The following is a 15,844-nucleotide window of genomic DNA, read 5'->3' on the forward strand; positions in this document are numbered from 1 at the left end:
CTGAGCCGCCCGACGGCCGCCGTGGCCCGGGCGACTTGCCAGCCGGCGATCCTGATGCTGTCTATCGCAGCCGATGTCGGCGAGCGATGCACACCGCGCCATCGAGGCGGTCTTCCGGATCGAGGCTCCCAGGCTGATCGCCGGCCTCGCCCGTCTCACGCGCGATGTCGGCCGGGCCGAGGAGCTGGCGCAGGACGCGCTGGTCGCGGCGCTGCAGCAATGGCCGGGCGAGGGCGTGCCGCGCAATCCCGGCGCCTGGCTGATGCAGGCGGCCAGGCACCGCGCCCTCGATGGCTTACGCCGCGACAAGATGCTGAAGCGCAAGCACGAGGAGATCGGCCGTGATCTCGACGAGGAGGCCGATCCGATCGCCGAGATCGAGGAGGCGCTCGACGACGAGGTCGGCGACGACCTGCTCAGGCTGATCTTCACGGCCTGCCATCCGGTGCTCGCGATCGAGGCGCGGCTCGCGCTGACGCTGCGCCTGATCGGCGGCCTGACCACCGAGGAGATCGCCCGCGCATTCCTGGTGCCGGAACCGACCATGGCGCAGCGCCTGGTGAGGGCGAAGAAGGCGCTGGCCGAGGCGAATGTGCCCTATGAGGTGCCGCATGGGCCGGAGCTCGCAGAGCGGCTCGGCTCGGTGCTCGAGGTCGTCTACCTGATCTTCAACGAGGGCTATGCCGCGACCACCGGCGAGGATTGGGTGCGTCCGGGGCTGTGCGAGGAGGCGATGCGGCTCGGCCGTATCCTGGCGGGGCTCGCACCGCGGGAGCCCGAGGTGCACGGCCTCGTCGCCCTGATGGAACTACAGGCCTCGCGCCTGCGTGCCCGAATCGGCCAGGACGGCCAGCCCGTGCTGCTGCTCGACCAGAACCGGGCGCTCTGGGACCATCTGCTGATCAGTCACGGCCTCAAGGCGCTGGAGACGGCGCGGGGGCTGACGCCGTCGCCGGGGCCTTACGTCCTGCAGGCCGAGCTAGCCGCCTGCCATGCCCGGGCCGGTAAGGCGGAGGAGACTGACTGGGCGCGGATCGCTGCGCTCTATGGCGCGCTCGGCGCGCTGACGCCCTCGCCGGTGATCGAGCTCAACCGGGCCGTGGCGGTCGCGATGGCGGAAGGGCCGGCCGCCGGGCTCGCGCTCGTCGATGCGCTGGCCGCGGCACCGGCGCTGAAGAACTACCATCTGCTGCCGAGCGTGCGGGCCGATCTCCTGGCCAAGCTCGGCCGCCATGGCGAGGCGCAGGCCGAGTTCAGCCGCGCTGCCGGCATGACCAGGAACCGGCGCGAGCGCGATCTGCTGCTGGGCCGGGCGGAGACGGCGCGAAAGGCGGCCGGCTGAAGGTCCTGCCGTCATTCACGGGCGCAGCGAAGCGCGGACCCGAGAAATTCATGACGAGAAGCACAGGCCGGAGCCTCTTCCGGCCTGAGATGCCCCAGGTCAAGCCCGAGCATGACGTCCTGTATTAGTGGCGCGTGCCGGTGGTGAAGATGCCGGTGCGAAGCTTCTCGGGCAGGGCCTGGGCGAAGACCGCCGTCGCTTCCTCGCCATAGGTCTCGACCAGCGTGCGCATCGCCGCGAACAGCGCGGCATGGGCGAGGGCATCGGAATCGAGCCCGTCCTGCCGGCCCTCGGCGAAGGCATCCTCGATATAGCAATAAGCGACGCGGCGGGCGTCGCTCACATCTTCGGCGAGCAGCGGATCGAGCGGCAGATCGTCGGAGAGAACGGACATGAAGTCTTCAAAACCCGGCAGGCGTCAACGGGGTGCATTCCCGATCCGGTGCGCGAGAGAACGCATCCGTCTCGAAGCAGTGATGCCATGGTTTATAGGCGGGGGCGGCGGGGGGCGCCATCATGGTCTTTAAGAAAGGTTAATTCCCTGGGGAGAGTTTTGGCGAATTGCGACGATTGAGCGCGGCTTATCCGCCGAAGCGCCCGGCCAGGGCCCGTGCCAGCTTCTCGCCTTCGCTGGCGAGCCGGCTCGAGGCCTCCTGGCTGCCCTCGCCGCAGACCCGATGCGTCGCCGAATAGGCCCGAAAACCGCGATTATAGGCGCTCGCCAGCCGCTCGCGTCGCTGCGGGCCGCGGCCCTCCGATTCGAGCAGCGCCGCCATACGCTCGCGCCAGTCCTGCGCCTCGCGGGCGCCGCACAGGGTGCGCAGATAGGCGAGCGAGCCCATGATCTCGGCGAGCTTGAGCAATTGCGGCTCGTAGGGCGGGGGCGGCGCCTCGGGTTCCGGCGCCGGCGCTTCCTGGCGCTGCGAGGCAGGCGGCGACTGTCGCGGCTGATTCGACTGGCTCAAGGCCGGCCCGCTGGCGAGGAGCGCGCAGAGCAGGGCCGAGCCGAGGCGCCGCACCGTCATGGGCCACCGGTCTCTCTCGAGAAGATCGCGGCGGCGCGGCGCAGTACGTCGCCGAGCTCGCGCGTCGTCGGAATGCCGCCGAGCCGCAGCGGATCGGCCCACATCACCGCGCCGGCTTCCGGCCCCGGCTTCGGCTCGCCTTCCAGCCAGGCGCCGACGAAGGAGGCGACGACGAAGTGATGCGTAACCACCCCTTCCGGATCGCGCCCCATGATCTCGACATGGCGGTTGAAGCCGATGATCCGGGCGCTGACGCCGACCTCTTCCGCCAGCTCGCGCAAGGCGGCCGCCTCGAGGTTCTCGCCGAGCTCGACCTTGCCACCGGGCAGCGACCAGAGCTGGTCGGCCGGAGGCTTGGTGCGGGTCGCGAGCAGCACCTTGCCGTCACGGAAGACGGCGACCGAGGCGGCCAGCACCGGCCGCACCGGCTGCCTGCCGGCCGCCGGGAAGGGGATGACGCGGCCGCCCTGCGCGCTCAAACGTGCTGCCCGCCATTGATGTGCAGCTCGGCGCCGGTGACGTAGCTCGAGGCGTCGGTGCAGAGGAAATAGATCGCCTTGGCGACCTCCTCGGTTTTGCCGAGCCGCTGCATCGGCAGCTTCTCGACGATCTTGTCGGTGCCGGGCGAGAGGATCGCGGTGTCGATCTCGCCGGGCGAGATCGCGTTGACGCGGATGCCGAGCGGGCCGAAATCGGCGGCCATTTCGCGGGTCAGGCTGGCGAGCGCTGCCTTCGAGGTGGCGTAGGCCGCGCCGGCGAAGGGATGGACGCGCGAGCCGGCGATCGAGGTGACGTTGACGATCGTGCCCTTGGCCGCCTTCAGCTCGTCGAGCAGGCCGCGCGCCAGCATGATCGGCGCGAAGAAATTGACCTGGAAGACCTTGTGCCAGTCGTTGAACGAGGTCGTCGCGGCGCCGAGGCGCGCGCCGCCCTGTCCCTTCGGGGAGATGCCGGCATTGTTGACCAGCGCATGAAGTTTGCCGCCCTCAGCGGCGAGACGCTTCTTGATCTCGGCGATGCCGCGCATCGTGTCCTCGGGGTCGCCGAGATCGATCTGGACATGGTCGTCGGCGCCGGAGGGCCAGGGGCATTTCTCCGAGAAGGCCTGGCGCGAGCAGGAGAGGATGCGCCAGCCCGCCATGGCGAACTGCATGACGGTGGCGTGGCCGATGCCGCGGCTGGCACCGGTCAGCAGCATGACCGGGCGCTTGCCCGGCTCGGTCTTCGGAAAGTCGAATTTGGGCATGGCCATGGAACGAGACTTCCCTCAGGGATAGAGCCGGGTCTTCGTCCAGGCCTCGCCTGGCGAGGCGCGGCGGAAGACGATGCGATCATGCAGGCGGAAGGCGCCGTCGCGCCAGAATTCCATATAGATCGGCGCGATCCGGAAGCCGGTCCAGTGCGGCGGACGCGGAATCTCGCCGACCCCGAACTTCAGCGCATGGGCGGCGACCGCCTTTTCAAGAGCAAACCTGCTCTCCAGAGGCCGCGACTGCTGCGAGGCCCAGGCGCCGATCCGGCTGTCGCGCGGGCGCGATTGGAAATAGGCATCGGCCTCGGCATCGCCGACCACCGAGACCGGACCACGGATCCGGATCTGGCGGCGCAGGCTCTTCCAGTGGAACAGCACCGCGGCCTTGCTCTGGCCGAGCAGTTCCTCGCCCTTCTGGCTCTGCGTGTTGGTGTAGAAGACGAACCCGTCCGGGCCGCGCCCGTTCAGCAGGACCATGCGGCAATTTGGCAGACCGTCGGCGTCGACGGTCGCCAGCGCCATGGCGTTGGGGTCGTTCGGCTCGGAGGTTTTGGCCTCCTCGAACCAGCTCTCGAACAGGGCGAAGGGCTCGCTGGCCTCGGTGAAGTCACCGCTCGTTAACGCATTCACGTGCTTAATCCTCGGAGGTTTCAGGAAGCGTCGGGCGAGCGCGATCCGTAATGCGGTTTGAGTTGCGAGACATATATAGACCCGTGCGGCGTGCGGGCCAGAGCCCCTGTGAGCGCAGCCCGGTTGCGCGCCGGGCATCCTTGGCCGGCGCGCTGCTGCTGGCGCTGGCCTCGGCCGGCTGCTCGATGTCCTTTCCGATCCTCGGGCTGTCGAGCAAGGCCGAGGACGAGGTCGCCATGACCACCTCTTCGGTGCTGCCGGCGCGTGGCGGGCCGGAGCGCGGCCCGCTGGTCGCGCTGGCGCCCGATCTCGGCCCGGAGGATTGGCGGCGGGCCGAAGGGGCGATGGCGCTGGCGCTCGACCCGCAGGGCAATGGTGCGCCGGTCTCCTGGGACAATGCCCAGAGCGGCATGAAGGGCACCTTCACGCCGGTTGGTGGCCCCTTCCTCAAGGAAGACGAGATCTGCCGCGCCTTCCTTGCCTCGATGGCGCTGCAGAGCGGTCCGGTCAGGCTGCAGGGCACGGCCTGCCGACCTTCCGGTGGGGAATGGGCGGTCAAGGACGCCAAGACCTGGAAAGGCGCGGCCTGAGCGCAGTCCCCCTGTTGCCAACGCGCCACAGTCACCCCATCTAGGAAGCGCTTCCGGCGTGCTGGGAGACTCAATTCATCAGGGGTGCATGTATGCGTGATCCGTATCAGGTTCTGGGCGTGGCGAAATCGGCGAGCGATGCCGAGATCAAGAAGGCGTATCGCCGCCGCGCCAAGGACCTGCACCCCGACCGTAACCAGAACGATCCCAAGGCGCAGGATCGTTTCGCCGAGCTGAACGGCGCCTATGAGATTCTCGGCGACGAGGCCAAGCGCAAGCAGTTCGACCGCGGCGAGATCGATGCCGAGGGCAAGCCGAAATTCTCCGGCTTCGAAGGCATGGGCGCCGGCCGCGGCGGCGGGCGCCAGGGCGGCTTCGAGTATCATTTCGGCCAGGGCGGCTCGCCCTTCGGCCAGGGTGGGGATGCCGGCTTCGACCCGGCGGACATCTTCGGCTCGCTGTTCGGCGATGCCGCGCGTCGCGGCGGCCGGGGCCGCGCGAGCCCGCCGCCGAAGCCGCCGGAGCAGAGCTTCACCCTCGAGGTCGCGCTGGCCGATGCGGTGAAGGGAGCGACGCGCCGGGTCAAGCTGCCGGGCGGCCGGGAGGTCGAGGTGACGATCCCCGAAGGCGTCGCCGACGGCAAGGTGATGCGCCTGCGCGGGCTAGGCCAGCCGCATCCGCTCACCGGTGAGAGCGGCGACGTCCTGATGACGATCAAGGTCAGGCCCGATCCGCGCTTCACCATCGAGGGGCATGATCTGCGCAGCCGCGTCGCCGTGCCGCTTTCCACGGCGGTGCTCGGCGGACCGGTCCATGTGCCGACCCTGTCCGGAACGGTCGAGATGAAGGTGCCGCCGATGACCGGTACGACACGGCAGTTCCGCCTGCGTGGCAAGGGTCTGCCGACCGGGAAGAAGGGCGAGTTCGGCGACCTCTTCGTCGCGCTCGACGTCGAGATGCCGGCGGAGGATGCCGAGCTGACGGCGCTGATGAAGGCACGGGCGGGCTGACCGGATTGCGCCGGGCGAAACCCACACGCCAGCAGTCACGATAGGACGAGGGGACCGGGCGGCATGGCCGGCCGGTATCCTGCTCCGGCTGAATCCGTCTCTTATCCAAAGCGTTGGCACCGACCCGCAGCGAAAAGCGGTTCCCAGTTCTCACCGCCTGCTCTAAGAGACCCTCCGGTTCGTCCAGTTTGAAGGTCCGAGATGGCTGATTCCAGCAGCGTCGCCCCCACCGCCAACCTGCTCAAGGGCAAGCGCGGCCTCGTCATGGGCGTCGCCAACAACCGTTCGATCGCCTGGGGCATTGCCAAGGCGGCCGCCGATGCCGGCGCCGAGCTCGCCTTCACCTATCAGGGAGATGCGCTGAAGAAGCGCGTCGAGCCGCTGGCGAAGGAGCTTGGCGGCCATGTCGTCGGCCATTGCGACGTCACCGACGGCGCGACGATCGACGCGGTCTTCGCCGAGGTCGAGAAGCTCTGGGGCAAGCTCGACTTCGTCGTGCACTGCATCGCCTTCTCCGACAAGGACGAGCTGACCGGCCGCTATGTCGAGACCAGCGAGGCGAATTTCACCAAGTCGCTGCTGATCTCCTGCTATTCCTTCACTGCGATCACGCAGCGTGCCGAGAAGCTGATGAGCGATGGCGGCTCGCTGCTGACGCTGACCTATTACGGCGCCGAGAAGTGGATGCCGCATTACAACGTCATGGGCGTCGCCAAGGCGGCGCTGGAATCGAGCGTGCAGTATCTCGCCGCCGATCTCGGCCCTTCCAAGATCCGCGTCAACGCGATCTCGGCCGGACCGATCAAGACGCTGGCCGCCTCCGGCATCGGCGATTTCCGCTACATCCTGAAGTGGAACGAGTACAACTCGCCGCTGCGTCGCACCGTGACGATCGAGGAGGTCGGCGAGACCGCGGTCTTCCTCGTCTCCGACATGTCGCGCGGCATCACCGGCGAGATCATGCATGTCGACGCCGGCTATCATGTCGTCGGCATGAAGGTGCCGACCGCGCCGGATATCTCGCTCGACAAGGGCGAGTGAGCCTGCACGGTCGCTGGCTGATCGTTCATACATTGTTGTAACAGTTTCGAGTCTCCCGTATTCTGTCCGGCAGAATGCGGGAGATCATCATGCTGAGCGCAGTGAAGAAGTTCGGGAATTCGGCCGGTGTGCTGATTCCGAAGCCGCTCCTGTCTGAGATCGGAGCCAAGGCTGGTGACAGCGTCGACCTGCGGGTCGAGGACGGCCGGATCGTGATCGAGCGCGTTGCCAGACCGGCACGGGCGGGTTGGGCGCAGGACGCGCAGCGGCTGGCACAGGAACAGGACGATGCGTTGGCATGGCCGGAGTTCGGCAATGCCGATGACGAGACGCTGAAATGGTGAAGCGCGGCGAGATCTGGCTGGTCACGCTCGATCCAACGGTCGGCAGTGAAATCCAGAAGACTCGGCCCTGCCTCGTCATCTCGCCCGCCGAGATCCACGACCATCTGCGCACGGTCATCGTCGCGCCGATGACGTCCGGAAGCCGCCCGGCCGGATTCCGTATCCCTGTACGGTTCGACGGCGTCGACGGCCTGATCCTGCTCGAGCAGAGCCGGGCGCTCGACAAGCGTCGGTTGCTGAAGCGCCTGGGACAGGTGCCCGAGGAAACGCTCGCGCAGGTACTGCGGACGCTTCGCGAGCTCTATGAGGACTGACGCGACAGCATGGCCTTCAGCCGCGCTGTCTCCGTATCGTCCCGTTTGACGTCGCTATCCGCGGTTGCCGCTAGCAGCGCGCCGACCTTGAAGCCCCCGATCATTTCCTCCGGCGCGATCTCGGCGAGCGGCGCCAGCACGAAGGCGCGTTCGGCGATGCGCGGATGCGGGACCTGCAGGCCGGGCCGGTCGATCGTCTGGCCGCCATAGGTCAGGATGTCGATGTCGAGCGTGCGCGGCCCCCAGCGCTCGCGGCGCTCGCGGCCGCTCTCGCGCTCAATGGCGAGGCAGAGGTCGAGCAGTTCCTCGGCCGAGAGCGAAGTCTCCAGCAGCACCGCCATGTTGCGGAATTCCGGCTGGTCGAGCTTGCCCCAGGGGGCGGTACGCCAGACAGAGGAGATACCCGTCAGCGTGATGGCGTCATGGCCGCGCAGCCGCGCCAGCCCCGTGCCGAAGGCCGCGACGGGATCACCGATATTGCCGCCCAGGCCGAGCGTCGCTTCAAGCTTCACGCTGGAAGTCCAGCTTGATGCCGACCGATTCCATCCGGCCGGGGATGGGCGGCGAGGGCTTGCGCAGGGTGACCGAGACGCGGGTCACCGGCGGATATTGTGCCAGGATCGCGTCGGCGAGCGCGCGCGCCGCGGCTTCCAGAAGCTTGAAGCGCCGGGCCGAGAAGGTGCGGGTGACGAGCGCGACCACCTCGCCATAGTCGACGGTGTCGGAGAGGTCGTCGCTGACCGATGAGGTGCGCAGGTCGCAGTCGAGGACGAGGTCCATCGAGAAGCGCTGGCCGAGGCGGCCCTCCTCGGCGAAATGGCCGTGATAGGCGTAGAGGTCGAGCGCCTCGATGAAGATCTGACCGGTCGCGCTCATGCCGTCCTCCTGATCGCGGCCCAGATCTTGAGCGCGTCGACATGTTCGTCGATGTCATGGGCCCGGATGATCGCGGCGCCGCGCATCACCCCGTAGAGATGGGCGGCGAGCGTGGCTGCGAGCCGCTCGGCCGGGATTGTCTTGCCGGTGACGAGGCCGAGCGTCGATTTCCGGGAGGCGCCGAGCAGGACCGCGCAGCCGAGAGCCTGCGGCAGCCGATCGAGCTTCTCGATCAAGGCGAGGTTCTGTTCCGGCGTCTTGCCGAAGCCGATGCCGGGATCGACGACGATCTGCTCGCGCGGAACTCCGGCCGCGACGGCGATGCCGATGGATTTTTCCAGGAAGCGCAGCACTTCGGCGAGGATGTCGAGGCCGGCATCGACGCTGTCGCGATTGTGCATCAGCACCATCGGTGCGCCGAAGCGGGCGGCGACCCCGGCAATGGCCGGCTCGCGCTGGCAGCCCCAGACATCGTTGACGAGCGCGGCGCCGGCCTTCAGCGCCACCTCGGCGACCTCGGCCTTGTAGGTGTCGATCGAGATCGGCACCGGGCTCGCGGCGGCGATCCCGGTGATCACCGGCAGGACGCGGGCCAGCTCGGCCTGCGCATCGAGGCGCTCATGGCCGGGCCTGGTCGATTCGCCGCCGATGTCGACGATGTCGGCGCCCTGCTGCGCCAGCTTCAGGCCATGCGCGACGGCGATGGCGGGGTCGGCGAAGAGGCCGCCATCGGAGAAGGAATCGGGCGTGACGTTGACCACGCCCATCAGCAGGGGGGCGGTTCCGAAGGCGAACCTGCGGCCGTCCGGCAAGGTTAGAGAGGTGTTCATGCGGCGACCTGGAGGGCGAGAGCCGCCTATACACAGGCTGCGCGGTCCCGGCCACCGGAAAGCTCGCATGCATGTGAGGCAGCCCTGCGGCGCTTTCGCCGCTTTGACGCTGCGGGCGCGAGCGTGCATGAGGCAGGGCATGATACGCATGTCGCTTCCTGGTCGCCTTTTCCTCGTCCGCCATGGCGAAACCGATTGGAACCGTGAGGGCCGTCTGCAAGGCTCGCAGGACATCCCGCTGAACGCGCTCGGCCGGATGCAGGCGGCCGAGGTCGCCGACCGGCTGCGGGCGCTGAAGCCGGAATTCGCGACAAGTGCCTATGTCGCCTCGCCGATGCATCGCGCTCGCGAGACGATGACCATCCTGCGCAACGAGCTTTCCCTGCCGCCCGAGGATTACCGCATCGACGATCAGCTCAAGGAGCTGACCTTCGGGGATTGGGAAGGCTTCACCTGGCGCGAGATCCGCAAGAGCGAGCGCGAACTCGCCCAGGCGCGCGAGCGTGACAAATGGGGTTTCGTGCCGCCCGGCGGCGAGAGCTACCGCATGCTGGCGGAGCGCATCCGCCCGTCTCTGGAGGCGATGGCGCCGGACACCGTGATGGTCAGCCATGGCGGCGTGGCGCGCGCCGTGCTGGCGCTGATCGGCGCGGTCGACCCGGCGGAAGCCGCGAAGGTCGAGATCTGGCAGGGCAAGATCCTGGTCGTCGAGGGCGACAAGGCGAGCTGGAAGTAACCGAAAGCTGCGCTCCGAGACGAGCCCTTAACCGCGTTTCGGCTTGTCCCTCCGGCGTTCATAGGGCATTCATCGCGAACTGAGCAGTTACGCTCGACGGGGAGCCGCGCGGCTGCGGCGTTCAAGGTCTAAGGTTCGAGCGGGCGCGGGCGCGAAGGGGATGCGTCCGCATCGGCGTGGATGAAGGTGCGGCTTTAGCCGCCGGAGGCCGGGATGCGCGGCGGGTTTTCCGGGCCCGAACGCAACGGCGTCGGTGGTCGCCGCTGCGGGGCAGAATGAACGAAATCAGCGCAATTTCCGCCGATGATAAGCTCGCCCAGGGTGCAAGGCCGCTGGCCATGCTGGCCGGCGAGAAGCTGCCTGAACTGATCCGCGACGAGGTTCTCGCCGAGATATTTGCCGCGACGGTCGCGGGTCGCCCTGACCATCCGGCGATGATCTCCGGTGCGCGCCGTCTCACCTATGCCCAGGTCTGGGAGCAGGCGCAGGCGCAGGCGCGCGGTTTGGCTCTCGCCGGCATCGGCCCGGGCGACATGGTCGGGCTCTGGATGCCGCGCGGCATCGATCTTCTGGTGGCGCAGATCGCGATCACCCTGTCGGGTGCCGCCTGGCTGCCCTTCGATGCCGAGGCGCCGGTCGAGCGCATCGCGACCTGCCTCGACGATGCCAGCGCCAAGGGGCTGGTGACGCAGGCCGACTGGAAGGCGAGGGCGGCTGCCACCAACCGCACTGCCTGGTCGCCGCAGGAGCTCGCGGCTGCGAGCGACGGCACCTTGCCGCCGGCCCGGCCGGCCGGGCTGACGCCCGAGCATCCGGCCTATCTGATCTACACCTCGGGCTCGACGGGCGTCCCCAAGGCGATCGTCATCAGCCATCGCAATATCTGCCACTTCCTGCGCTCGGGGAACGTGCTCTACGGCATGGGGCCGGACGACATCGTCTTCCAGGGCGCCTCGGTCGCCTTCGACCTGTCGATGGAGGAGATCTGGACGCCTTATCTCGCAGGCGCGACGCTTTTCGTGGCCTCGCCGGAGATGATGGGCGATGCCGAGAAGCTGCCGGCGATCCTGACCGAAGCCGGCGTCACGATGATCGACACGGTGCCGACGCTGCTCGGCATCCTGCCCGCCGATATTCCGTCGCTGAGGCTGATCATTCTCGGCGGCGAGGCGCTGCCGCCGGCGGTCGTCCAGAAATGGTCGAGGCCCGGCCGGCGCATTCTCAACAGCTACGGCCCGACCGAGGCGACGGTGGTCGCGACGGCAGCGCTGGTCGAGCCCGGCCAGCCGGTGACGATCGGCCGGCCGATCCCGAACTACACCGCCTATATCGTCGACGAGGAGATGAAGCTGACCGGTATCGGCCAGCAGGGCGAGCTTCTGATCGGCGGCCCGGGCGTCGCCAAGGGCTATCATCTGCGGCCCGAGCTGACCGCCGAGAAATTCATCGCCAATCCGTTCGGCGGTACCGAGGATCCGATCCTCTACCGTTCGGGCGACGCCGTCAGCCTCGACGAGAACGGGAACATCGTCTTCCACGGCCGCATCGACGACCAGGTCAAGATCCGCGGCTTCCGCGTCGAGCTCGGCGAGATCGAGACGGCGCTGTCGGACGAGGCCGGCATCAGCCAGGCCGCGGTGGTGCTGCGCACCGATGACGGCATCGAGCGGTTGGTCGCCTTCCTGGTCGGCGAGCCTGGCGTGCAGCTCGAGGGCGCGGTACTGCGCGCCTCGCTGCGCGAGAAGCTGCCGCCCTACATGATCCCGGCGCATTTCGAGCCGATCGGCTCGCTGCCGCGCATGGTCTCGGGCAAGGTCGACCGGAAGATGCTGAAGGCCGCGCCCTTGACGGCGCCGGCGGCGAGCGGCGAGCAGGAGCCGCCGCGCAACGCGACGGAAGCGACGCTGCTCGACGCCGCCAAGCGTGTGCTCGGTGCTCAGGCCCTGCCGCTCGAGGCGGACTTCTTCGTCGATCTCGGCGGCCATTCGCTGCTGGCGGCGCGCTTCATCTCGATCGTGCGCGAGACGCCGGCCTATGCCGGCATCACCCTGCAGGACGTCTACGGCGCGCGCACCTTGCGGGCGATGGCGGCGCTGCTCGACAGCCGTGGCGCGCAGGTCGCCGAGGATCTCTCCTTTACCCCGCCTTCGCTGCTGCGCCGCTTCCTCTGCGGCCTGGCACAGGCGGCGGCGCTGCCGATCATCATCAGCCTGTCGACGGCGCAATGGCTCGGCATCTTCGTCAGCTACATGCTGCTCTCGGGCGAGGAGCTCTCGCTCGGCGGCCAGGTCCTCGCGCTGCTCGGCATCTATGTCGCGATCACTATCATCACCGGTTTCATCTCGATCGGGCTGAAATGGCTGGTGCTCGGCCGGACCAAGCCGGGCGTCTACCCGCTCTGGGGCGTCTATTACTTCCGCTGGTGGTTCGCCTCGCGCGTCGCCGGGCTCGTCCATATCAAATGGCTGCAGGGCACCCCGGTGATGCGCTTCTACTGGCGCCTGCTCGGCGCCAAGGTCGGGCGCGACGTCATCATCTCCGACTATGAAGCCGGCGCGGTGGATCTGATCGAGATCGGCGATTATACGACGCTCGGCTCGAAGACGACCTTCGCCAATGCCGAGGCGGTCGGCGCCAATCTGATCATCGGGCGGATCAAGATCGGCAAGGATGTCTATGCCGGTTCCTCGGTGGTGTTCGGCCATGACTGCGTCGTCGGCGATCATGCCGAGATCGGCGATCTGACGCCGATCGCGCCGGGGATGCAGATCGGCGAGGCCGAGATCTGGGATGGCTCGCCGGCGCGCAAGACCGGAATGGTCGATGTCGCGGCGCTGCCCGAGCAGGCGCAGGCGAGCGGCAAGCGCCGTGCCGCGCTGACGCTGTTCTACATCGTCATGCTGATCGTGCTGCCGCCGATCAGCCTCTTGCCGATCTTCCCGGCCTTCTGGCTGTTCGACAAGATCGACAACTGGGTCGCGACCTGGTCCGATGTCAGTTATCTCTGGTATCTGCCGTTCCTGACCTGGCCGACCGCGATCGGCCTGATCTCGATCACCGTGTTCCTGATCATCGCGCTGCGCTGGCTGATCCTGCCGCGGGTCAATTCCGGCTCCTATTCGATCCATTCCGGCTTCTACGCCCGCAAATGGACGGTGGCGCTGGCGACCGAGGTGACGCTGGAGACGCTCTCCTCGCTGTTCGCGACGATCTATATGCGCTTCTGGTACCGGATGATGGGCGCCGGCATCGGCCAGGGCTCGGAGATCTCGACCAATCTCTCTGGCCGCTATGACATCACCGGCATCGGCGCCGGAAACTTCATCGCCGACGAGGTGATCTTCGGCGACGAGGACATGCGCCGCGGCTATATGCGCCTAGATCTGACGAAGACCGGCGACCAGGTCTTCGTCGGCAACGACGCGGTGGTGCCGCCCGGCGCCGTGATCCCTGACAAGGTGCTGATCGGCATCAAGTCGAAGCCGCCGGCGAACGAGCTGATGTCGCCCGGCGACACCTGGTTCGGCTCGCCGCCGATCAAGCTGCCGACCCGGCAGAAGGTCGATCTGGGTGCCGACTGGACCTACAAGCCCTCGCTCGGCAAGAAGCTGGCGCGCGCCGGCTTCGAGGCGCTGCACACCTCCTTCCCGGCGATGCTGTTCATCACCTTCGGCACTATCGCCGTCGATCTCGTGCTGCAGCAGAAGATCTTCGACCGCGACTGGGTCGGGCTCGGGCTCGCCTTCATGGGCTGCGCGGTCGTCATCGCCATCCTGCAGGCGCTGATCTGCGCCCTGATGAAATGGCTGCTGATGGGCGTCTACAAGCCGGTGATGAAGCCGATGTGGTCGTTCTGGGCGATGCGGACCGAGGCCGTCTCGGTGCTCTATTGGGGCCTCGGCGGCAAGGTGCTGTTCGACTATCTGCGCGGCACGCCGTTCCTGCCCTGGTTCCTGCGGCTGTTCGGCGCGCAATACGGCCAGGGCGTCTGGCTCGACTCGACCGACATCACCGAATTCGACTGCATCAAGGTCGGTGATTTCTGCACGGTCAACGCCCATTCGGCGCTGCAAACCCACCTCTACGAGGACCGGGTGATGAAGGTCGGCCGGGTGCATCTCGGCAAGGGCGTCTGCGTCGGAGCCGGGGCGACCGTGCTCTACGACACCCATGTCGGCGACTACGCCCAGATCGGCCTGCTCACGGTGATCATGAAGGGCGAGAACCTGCCGGCGAATACGCGCTGGGAAGGCGCTCCCGCCGTGCCGGCCAAAGCGGCGCATTAGCGACTGCTGAGCCGGGCCGCACAGCCGGTCCGGACGCGACGCGAATCCGGAGACGCTCGTAAGGCGGCGCTGGAACTCATGAAAAAGGGCTCGCCGGGCATGGCCTGGCGAGCCCTTTGCGTTGCGGTTGCAGAGCGTCTCAGCCGATCGTGGCGACGCACTCGATCTCGATGTCGAAGGGCAGGGGCCAGGGCTTGATGGCGAGGCTCGTCCGCGCCGGGAAACCGTCGGCGAAGCGGGTCCGGTAGACGGCGTTGACACCGGCCATCAAGGCGGGATCGGTGACGTAGACCGTCGCCTTGACGACGGCGTCGAGCGAGGAGCCGCCATGGCGCAGCGCGACGTCGAGCGCGTCGAGCGCGGCGCGGGTCTGGGTCTCGATGTCGCCGGTGACGATCTCGCCGGTCACCAGGTCGACCGGCGGCATGCCGCAGGTGAAGAGCAGGTCCCCGGCGCGGGCCAGCGCCGAGGTCGGGGCGCCGAGCCGGCGGATCGCCTCCGAAATGACGGGGACTTCGATGATTTCTCGTTTCATGGCAGGCATGGCCTTCTCGATCGGGTTCCCGGCAAGGCTAGAGCGCTTTGAGCGGGGCGTCAGATAGATATTGGCTATCCGAAGCAGAGGCCGCCCCGGCGCCCGCCGGATCGGCTGCCAGAAGCTGAGCTTCGAAGACACGCTGGAACGCCGCCTCGGCAGCGCTCGGTTCCATCGCCGGGTTGGTGATGAAGTAGAGATCGGCGCCGAGATTCTCGTCCGGAGAGGAGAGATCCCAGAGCGTGCCGGCGGCGAGTGCATCCTGCACCGAGGCAACGGGCAGGATGCCGATGCCCATGCCGGCCGCGATCATGCGGGCGACCTCCTCGAGATGCGGGCTTGAGCCGATGATCCGGCTGCCGAGGCCGACGCCCTGGCGCAGCGACACCATCGGCTCGAGGGCGCCGTCCTGACCGCAGGCGAGCGCGATGAAGGGCTCGTCCTTCATGTCGGCGAGCGGGATGTCCTTCAGCCCGTAGAGCGGGTGGTCGCGCCCGCACAGGATGCCGAACTCCTCGCGCAGCAGAAACCGGCAGGTCAGCCCGGCCAAGGGGTTCGGCAGAAGGCAGATGCCGAACGGGCTGAGCTTTTGCGAGACGGCACGGACGATGTCCTGGCTGGTCGCGACGTCGATGCGGACATTGACCGACGGGTGCTGGCGATTCAGCAGGGTCAGCGAGCGATCGAGCACCGGCATGACGACATGGGTGACGACCAGGACGCGGACGAGGCCGGTGAGCTCGTCATGCTCCTCCGACAGCTTGTCGCCGATCCGGGCGACGCTGCGATAGATGTCGACGCATTCCTTGTAGAGCAGCTCGCCGCGTTTGGTCAGCACGAAGCGGCGGCTGTCGCGCTGGATCAATTGGCTGCCGAGCGTCTCCTCCAGCCGCTGCAGCGCGGCGCTGACCGAGGGCTGCCGCACCAGAAGACGGTCGGCGGCCTTGGTGATGGAACGCTCCTCGACAATCACCAGGAAGGTGTGGAGCAGGTTCCAGTTCAGGTGGTGCAGCTTGGGGCGTGTCGCATTCAA

General features: G+C 67.8%; 18 protein-coding genes. 8 read left to right on the forward strand and 10 right to left on the reverse strand.

The genetic code is table 11. The features are described 5' to 3' along the window. The first annotated feature begins 73 nt into the window (after positions 1–73). Positions 74–1,342, forward strand: a complete 1,269-nt coding sequence (locus tag AC3RCC_RS11350) for an RNA polymerase sigma factor (protein ID WP_492258466.1) — start codon at positions 74–76, stop codon at positions 1,340–1,342. A gap of 124 nt (positions 1,343–1,466) precedes the next feature. Here AC3RCC_RS11350 and AC3RCC_RS11355 read toward each other — a convergent pair whose 3' ends face one another. The 5 genes from AC3RCC_RS11355 to pdxH form a co-directional block, all read right to left on the reverse strand. Then, the gene (locus tag AC3RCC_RS11355) at positions 1,467–1,736 is read right to left on the reverse strand and encodes a hypothetical protein (RefSeq protein WP_291636005.1); all 270 of its coding nucleotides are present in this window, start codon (positions 1,734–1,736) and stop codon (positions 1,467–1,469) included. A gap of 187 nt (positions 1,737–1,923) precedes the next feature. Continuing rightward, positions 1,924–2,367: a TIGR02301 family protein gene (locus AC3RCC_RS11360; protein ID WP_492258467.1), complete on the reverse strand. Its 444-nt coding sequence runs from the start codon at positions 2,365–2,367 to the stop codon at positions 1,924–1,926. Next, positions 2,364–2,846 (reverse strand): NUDIX hydrolase, encoded by a 483-nt coding sequence (locus tag AC3RCC_RS11365; protein ID WP_492258468.1) that lies wholly within the window; start codon positions 2,844–2,846, stop codon positions 2,364–2,366. The genes AC3RCC_RS11360 and AC3RCC_RS11365 overlap by 4 nt, the downstream gene beginning before the upstream one ends. Next, positions 2,843–3,619: an SDR family NAD(P)-dependent oxidoreductase gene (locus AC3RCC_RS11370; RefSeq protein ID WP_291636012.1), complete on the reverse strand. Its 777-nt coding sequence runs from the start codon at positions 3,617–3,619 to the stop codon at positions 2,843–2,845. The genes AC3RCC_RS11365 and AC3RCC_RS11370 overlap by 4 nt, the downstream gene beginning before the upstream one ends. A 15-nt stretch (positions 3,620–3,634) precedes the next feature. Next, positions 3,635–4,249 carry a pyridoxamine 5'-phosphate oxidase gene (gene pdxH / locus AC3RCC_RS11375; RefSeq protein WP_291636013.1) on the reverse strand — a complete coding sequence of 205 codons (615 nt, stop codon included), beginning with the start codon at positions 4,247–4,249 and terminating at the stop codon, positions 3,635–3,637. Positions 4,250–4,389: 140 nt separating this feature from the next. Here pdxH and AC3RCC_RS11380 point away from each other — a divergent pair, with 140 nt between their 5' ends. From AC3RCC_RS11380 to AC3RCC_RS11400, 5 genes are all read left to right on the forward strand, one after another. Further along, positions 4,390–4,839, forward strand: coding sequence for an RT0821/Lpp0805 family surface protein (locus AC3RCC_RS11380; RefSeq protein ID WP_291636015.1), 450 nt, complete (start codon positions 4,390–4,392; stop codon positions 4,837–4,839). A gap of 92 nt (positions 4,840–4,931) precedes the next feature. Beyond that, entirely contained in the window at positions 4,932–5,849 is a 918-nt protein-coding gene (locus AC3RCC_RS11385) for a DnaJ C-terminal domain-containing protein (protein WP_492258469.1), read from the forward strand. Positions 5,850–6,050: 201 nt separating this feature from the next. Next, complete coding sequence (gene fabI, locus AC3RCC_RS11390; RefSeq protein ID WP_291636019.1) at positions 6,051–6,890, forward strand: enoyl-ACP reductase FabI; 840 nt, start codon at positions 6,051–6,053, stop codon at positions 6,888–6,890. Between the two features lie 74 nt (positions 6,891–6,964). Beyond that, a complete protein-coding gene (locus tag AC3RCC_RS11395; RefSeq protein ID WP_492258470.1) occupies positions 6,965–7,234 on the forward strand; it encodes an AbrB/MazE/SpoVT family DNA-binding domain-containing protein in 270 nt (89 codons plus the stop codon). After that, positions 7,228–7,548, forward strand: coding sequence for a type II toxin-antitoxin system PemK/MazF family toxin (locus AC3RCC_RS11400; RefSeq protein ID WP_291636023.1), 321 nt, complete (start codon positions 7,228–7,230; stop codon positions 7,546–7,548). The genes AC3RCC_RS11395 and AC3RCC_RS11400 overlap by 7 nt, the downstream gene beginning before the upstream one ends. Here the strand turns inward: AC3RCC_RS11400 and folK are convergent. The 3 genes from folK to folP are packed head-to-tail and all read right to left on the reverse strand — an operon-like array spanning position 7,536 to position 9,254. Continuing rightward, positions 7,536–8,060, reverse strand: a complete 525-nt coding sequence (folK, locus tag AC3RCC_RS11405) for a 2-amino-4-hydroxy-6-hydroxymethyldihydropteridine diphosphokinase (protein WP_492258471.1) — start codon at positions 8,058–8,060, stop codon at positions 7,536–7,538. The genes AC3RCC_RS11400 and folK overlap by 13 nt on opposite strands. Further along, positions 8,050–8,424 (reverse strand): dihydroneopterin aldolase, encoded by a 375-nt coding sequence (folB, locus tag AC3RCC_RS11410; protein ID WP_452117848.1) that lies wholly within the window; start codon positions 8,422–8,424, stop codon positions 8,050–8,052. Before folB ends, folK begins: the two co-directional genes overlap by 11 nt. Further along, positions 8,421–9,254 carry a dihydropteroate synthase gene (gene folP, locus AC3RCC_RS11415; protein WP_492258472.1) on the reverse strand — a complete coding sequence of 278 codons (834 nt, stop codon included), beginning with the start codon at positions 9,252–9,254 and terminating at the stop codon, positions 8,421–8,423. Before folP ends, folB begins: the two co-directional genes overlap by 4 nt. 148 nt (positions 9,255–9,402) lie before the next feature. On the opposite strand from folP, the gene AC3RCC_RS11420 reads away from it, so the two are divergent. Further along, on the forward strand, positions 9,403–9,990 hold the full coding sequence (locus AC3RCC_RS11420) for a histidine phosphatase family protein (protein ID WP_291636031.1): 588 nt from the start codon (positions 9,403–9,405) through the stop codon (positions 9,988–9,990). 275 nt (positions 9,991–10,265) lie between these two features. After that, positions 10,266–14,276, forward strand: coding sequence for a Pls/PosA family non-ribosomal peptide synthetase (locus tag AC3RCC_RS11425; RefSeq protein ID WP_492258473.1), 4,011 nt, complete (start codon positions 10,266–10,268; stop codon positions 14,274–14,276). A 139-nt stretch (positions 14,277–14,415) separates the two neighbouring features. On the opposite strand, the gene AC3RCC_RS11430 is transcribed toward AC3RCC_RS11425, so the two are convergent. Together AC3RCC_RS11430 and AC3RCC_RS11435 are read right to left on the reverse strand one after the other, a co-directional pair. Next, entirely contained in the window at positions 14,416–14,811 is a 396-nt protein-coding gene (locus AC3RCC_RS11430; RefSeq protein ID WP_291634213.1) for a RidA family protein, read from the reverse strand. 37 nt (positions 14,812–14,848) lie between these two features. After that, positions 14,849–15,844: a LysR family transcriptional regulator gene (locus tag AC3RCC_RS11435; protein ID WP_291646844.1), complete on the reverse strand. Its 996-nt coding sequence runs from the start codon at positions 15,842–15,844 to the stop codon at positions 14,849–14,851.

Source organism: Allobosea sp. GW823-FHT01F03 (assembly GCF_058798075.1).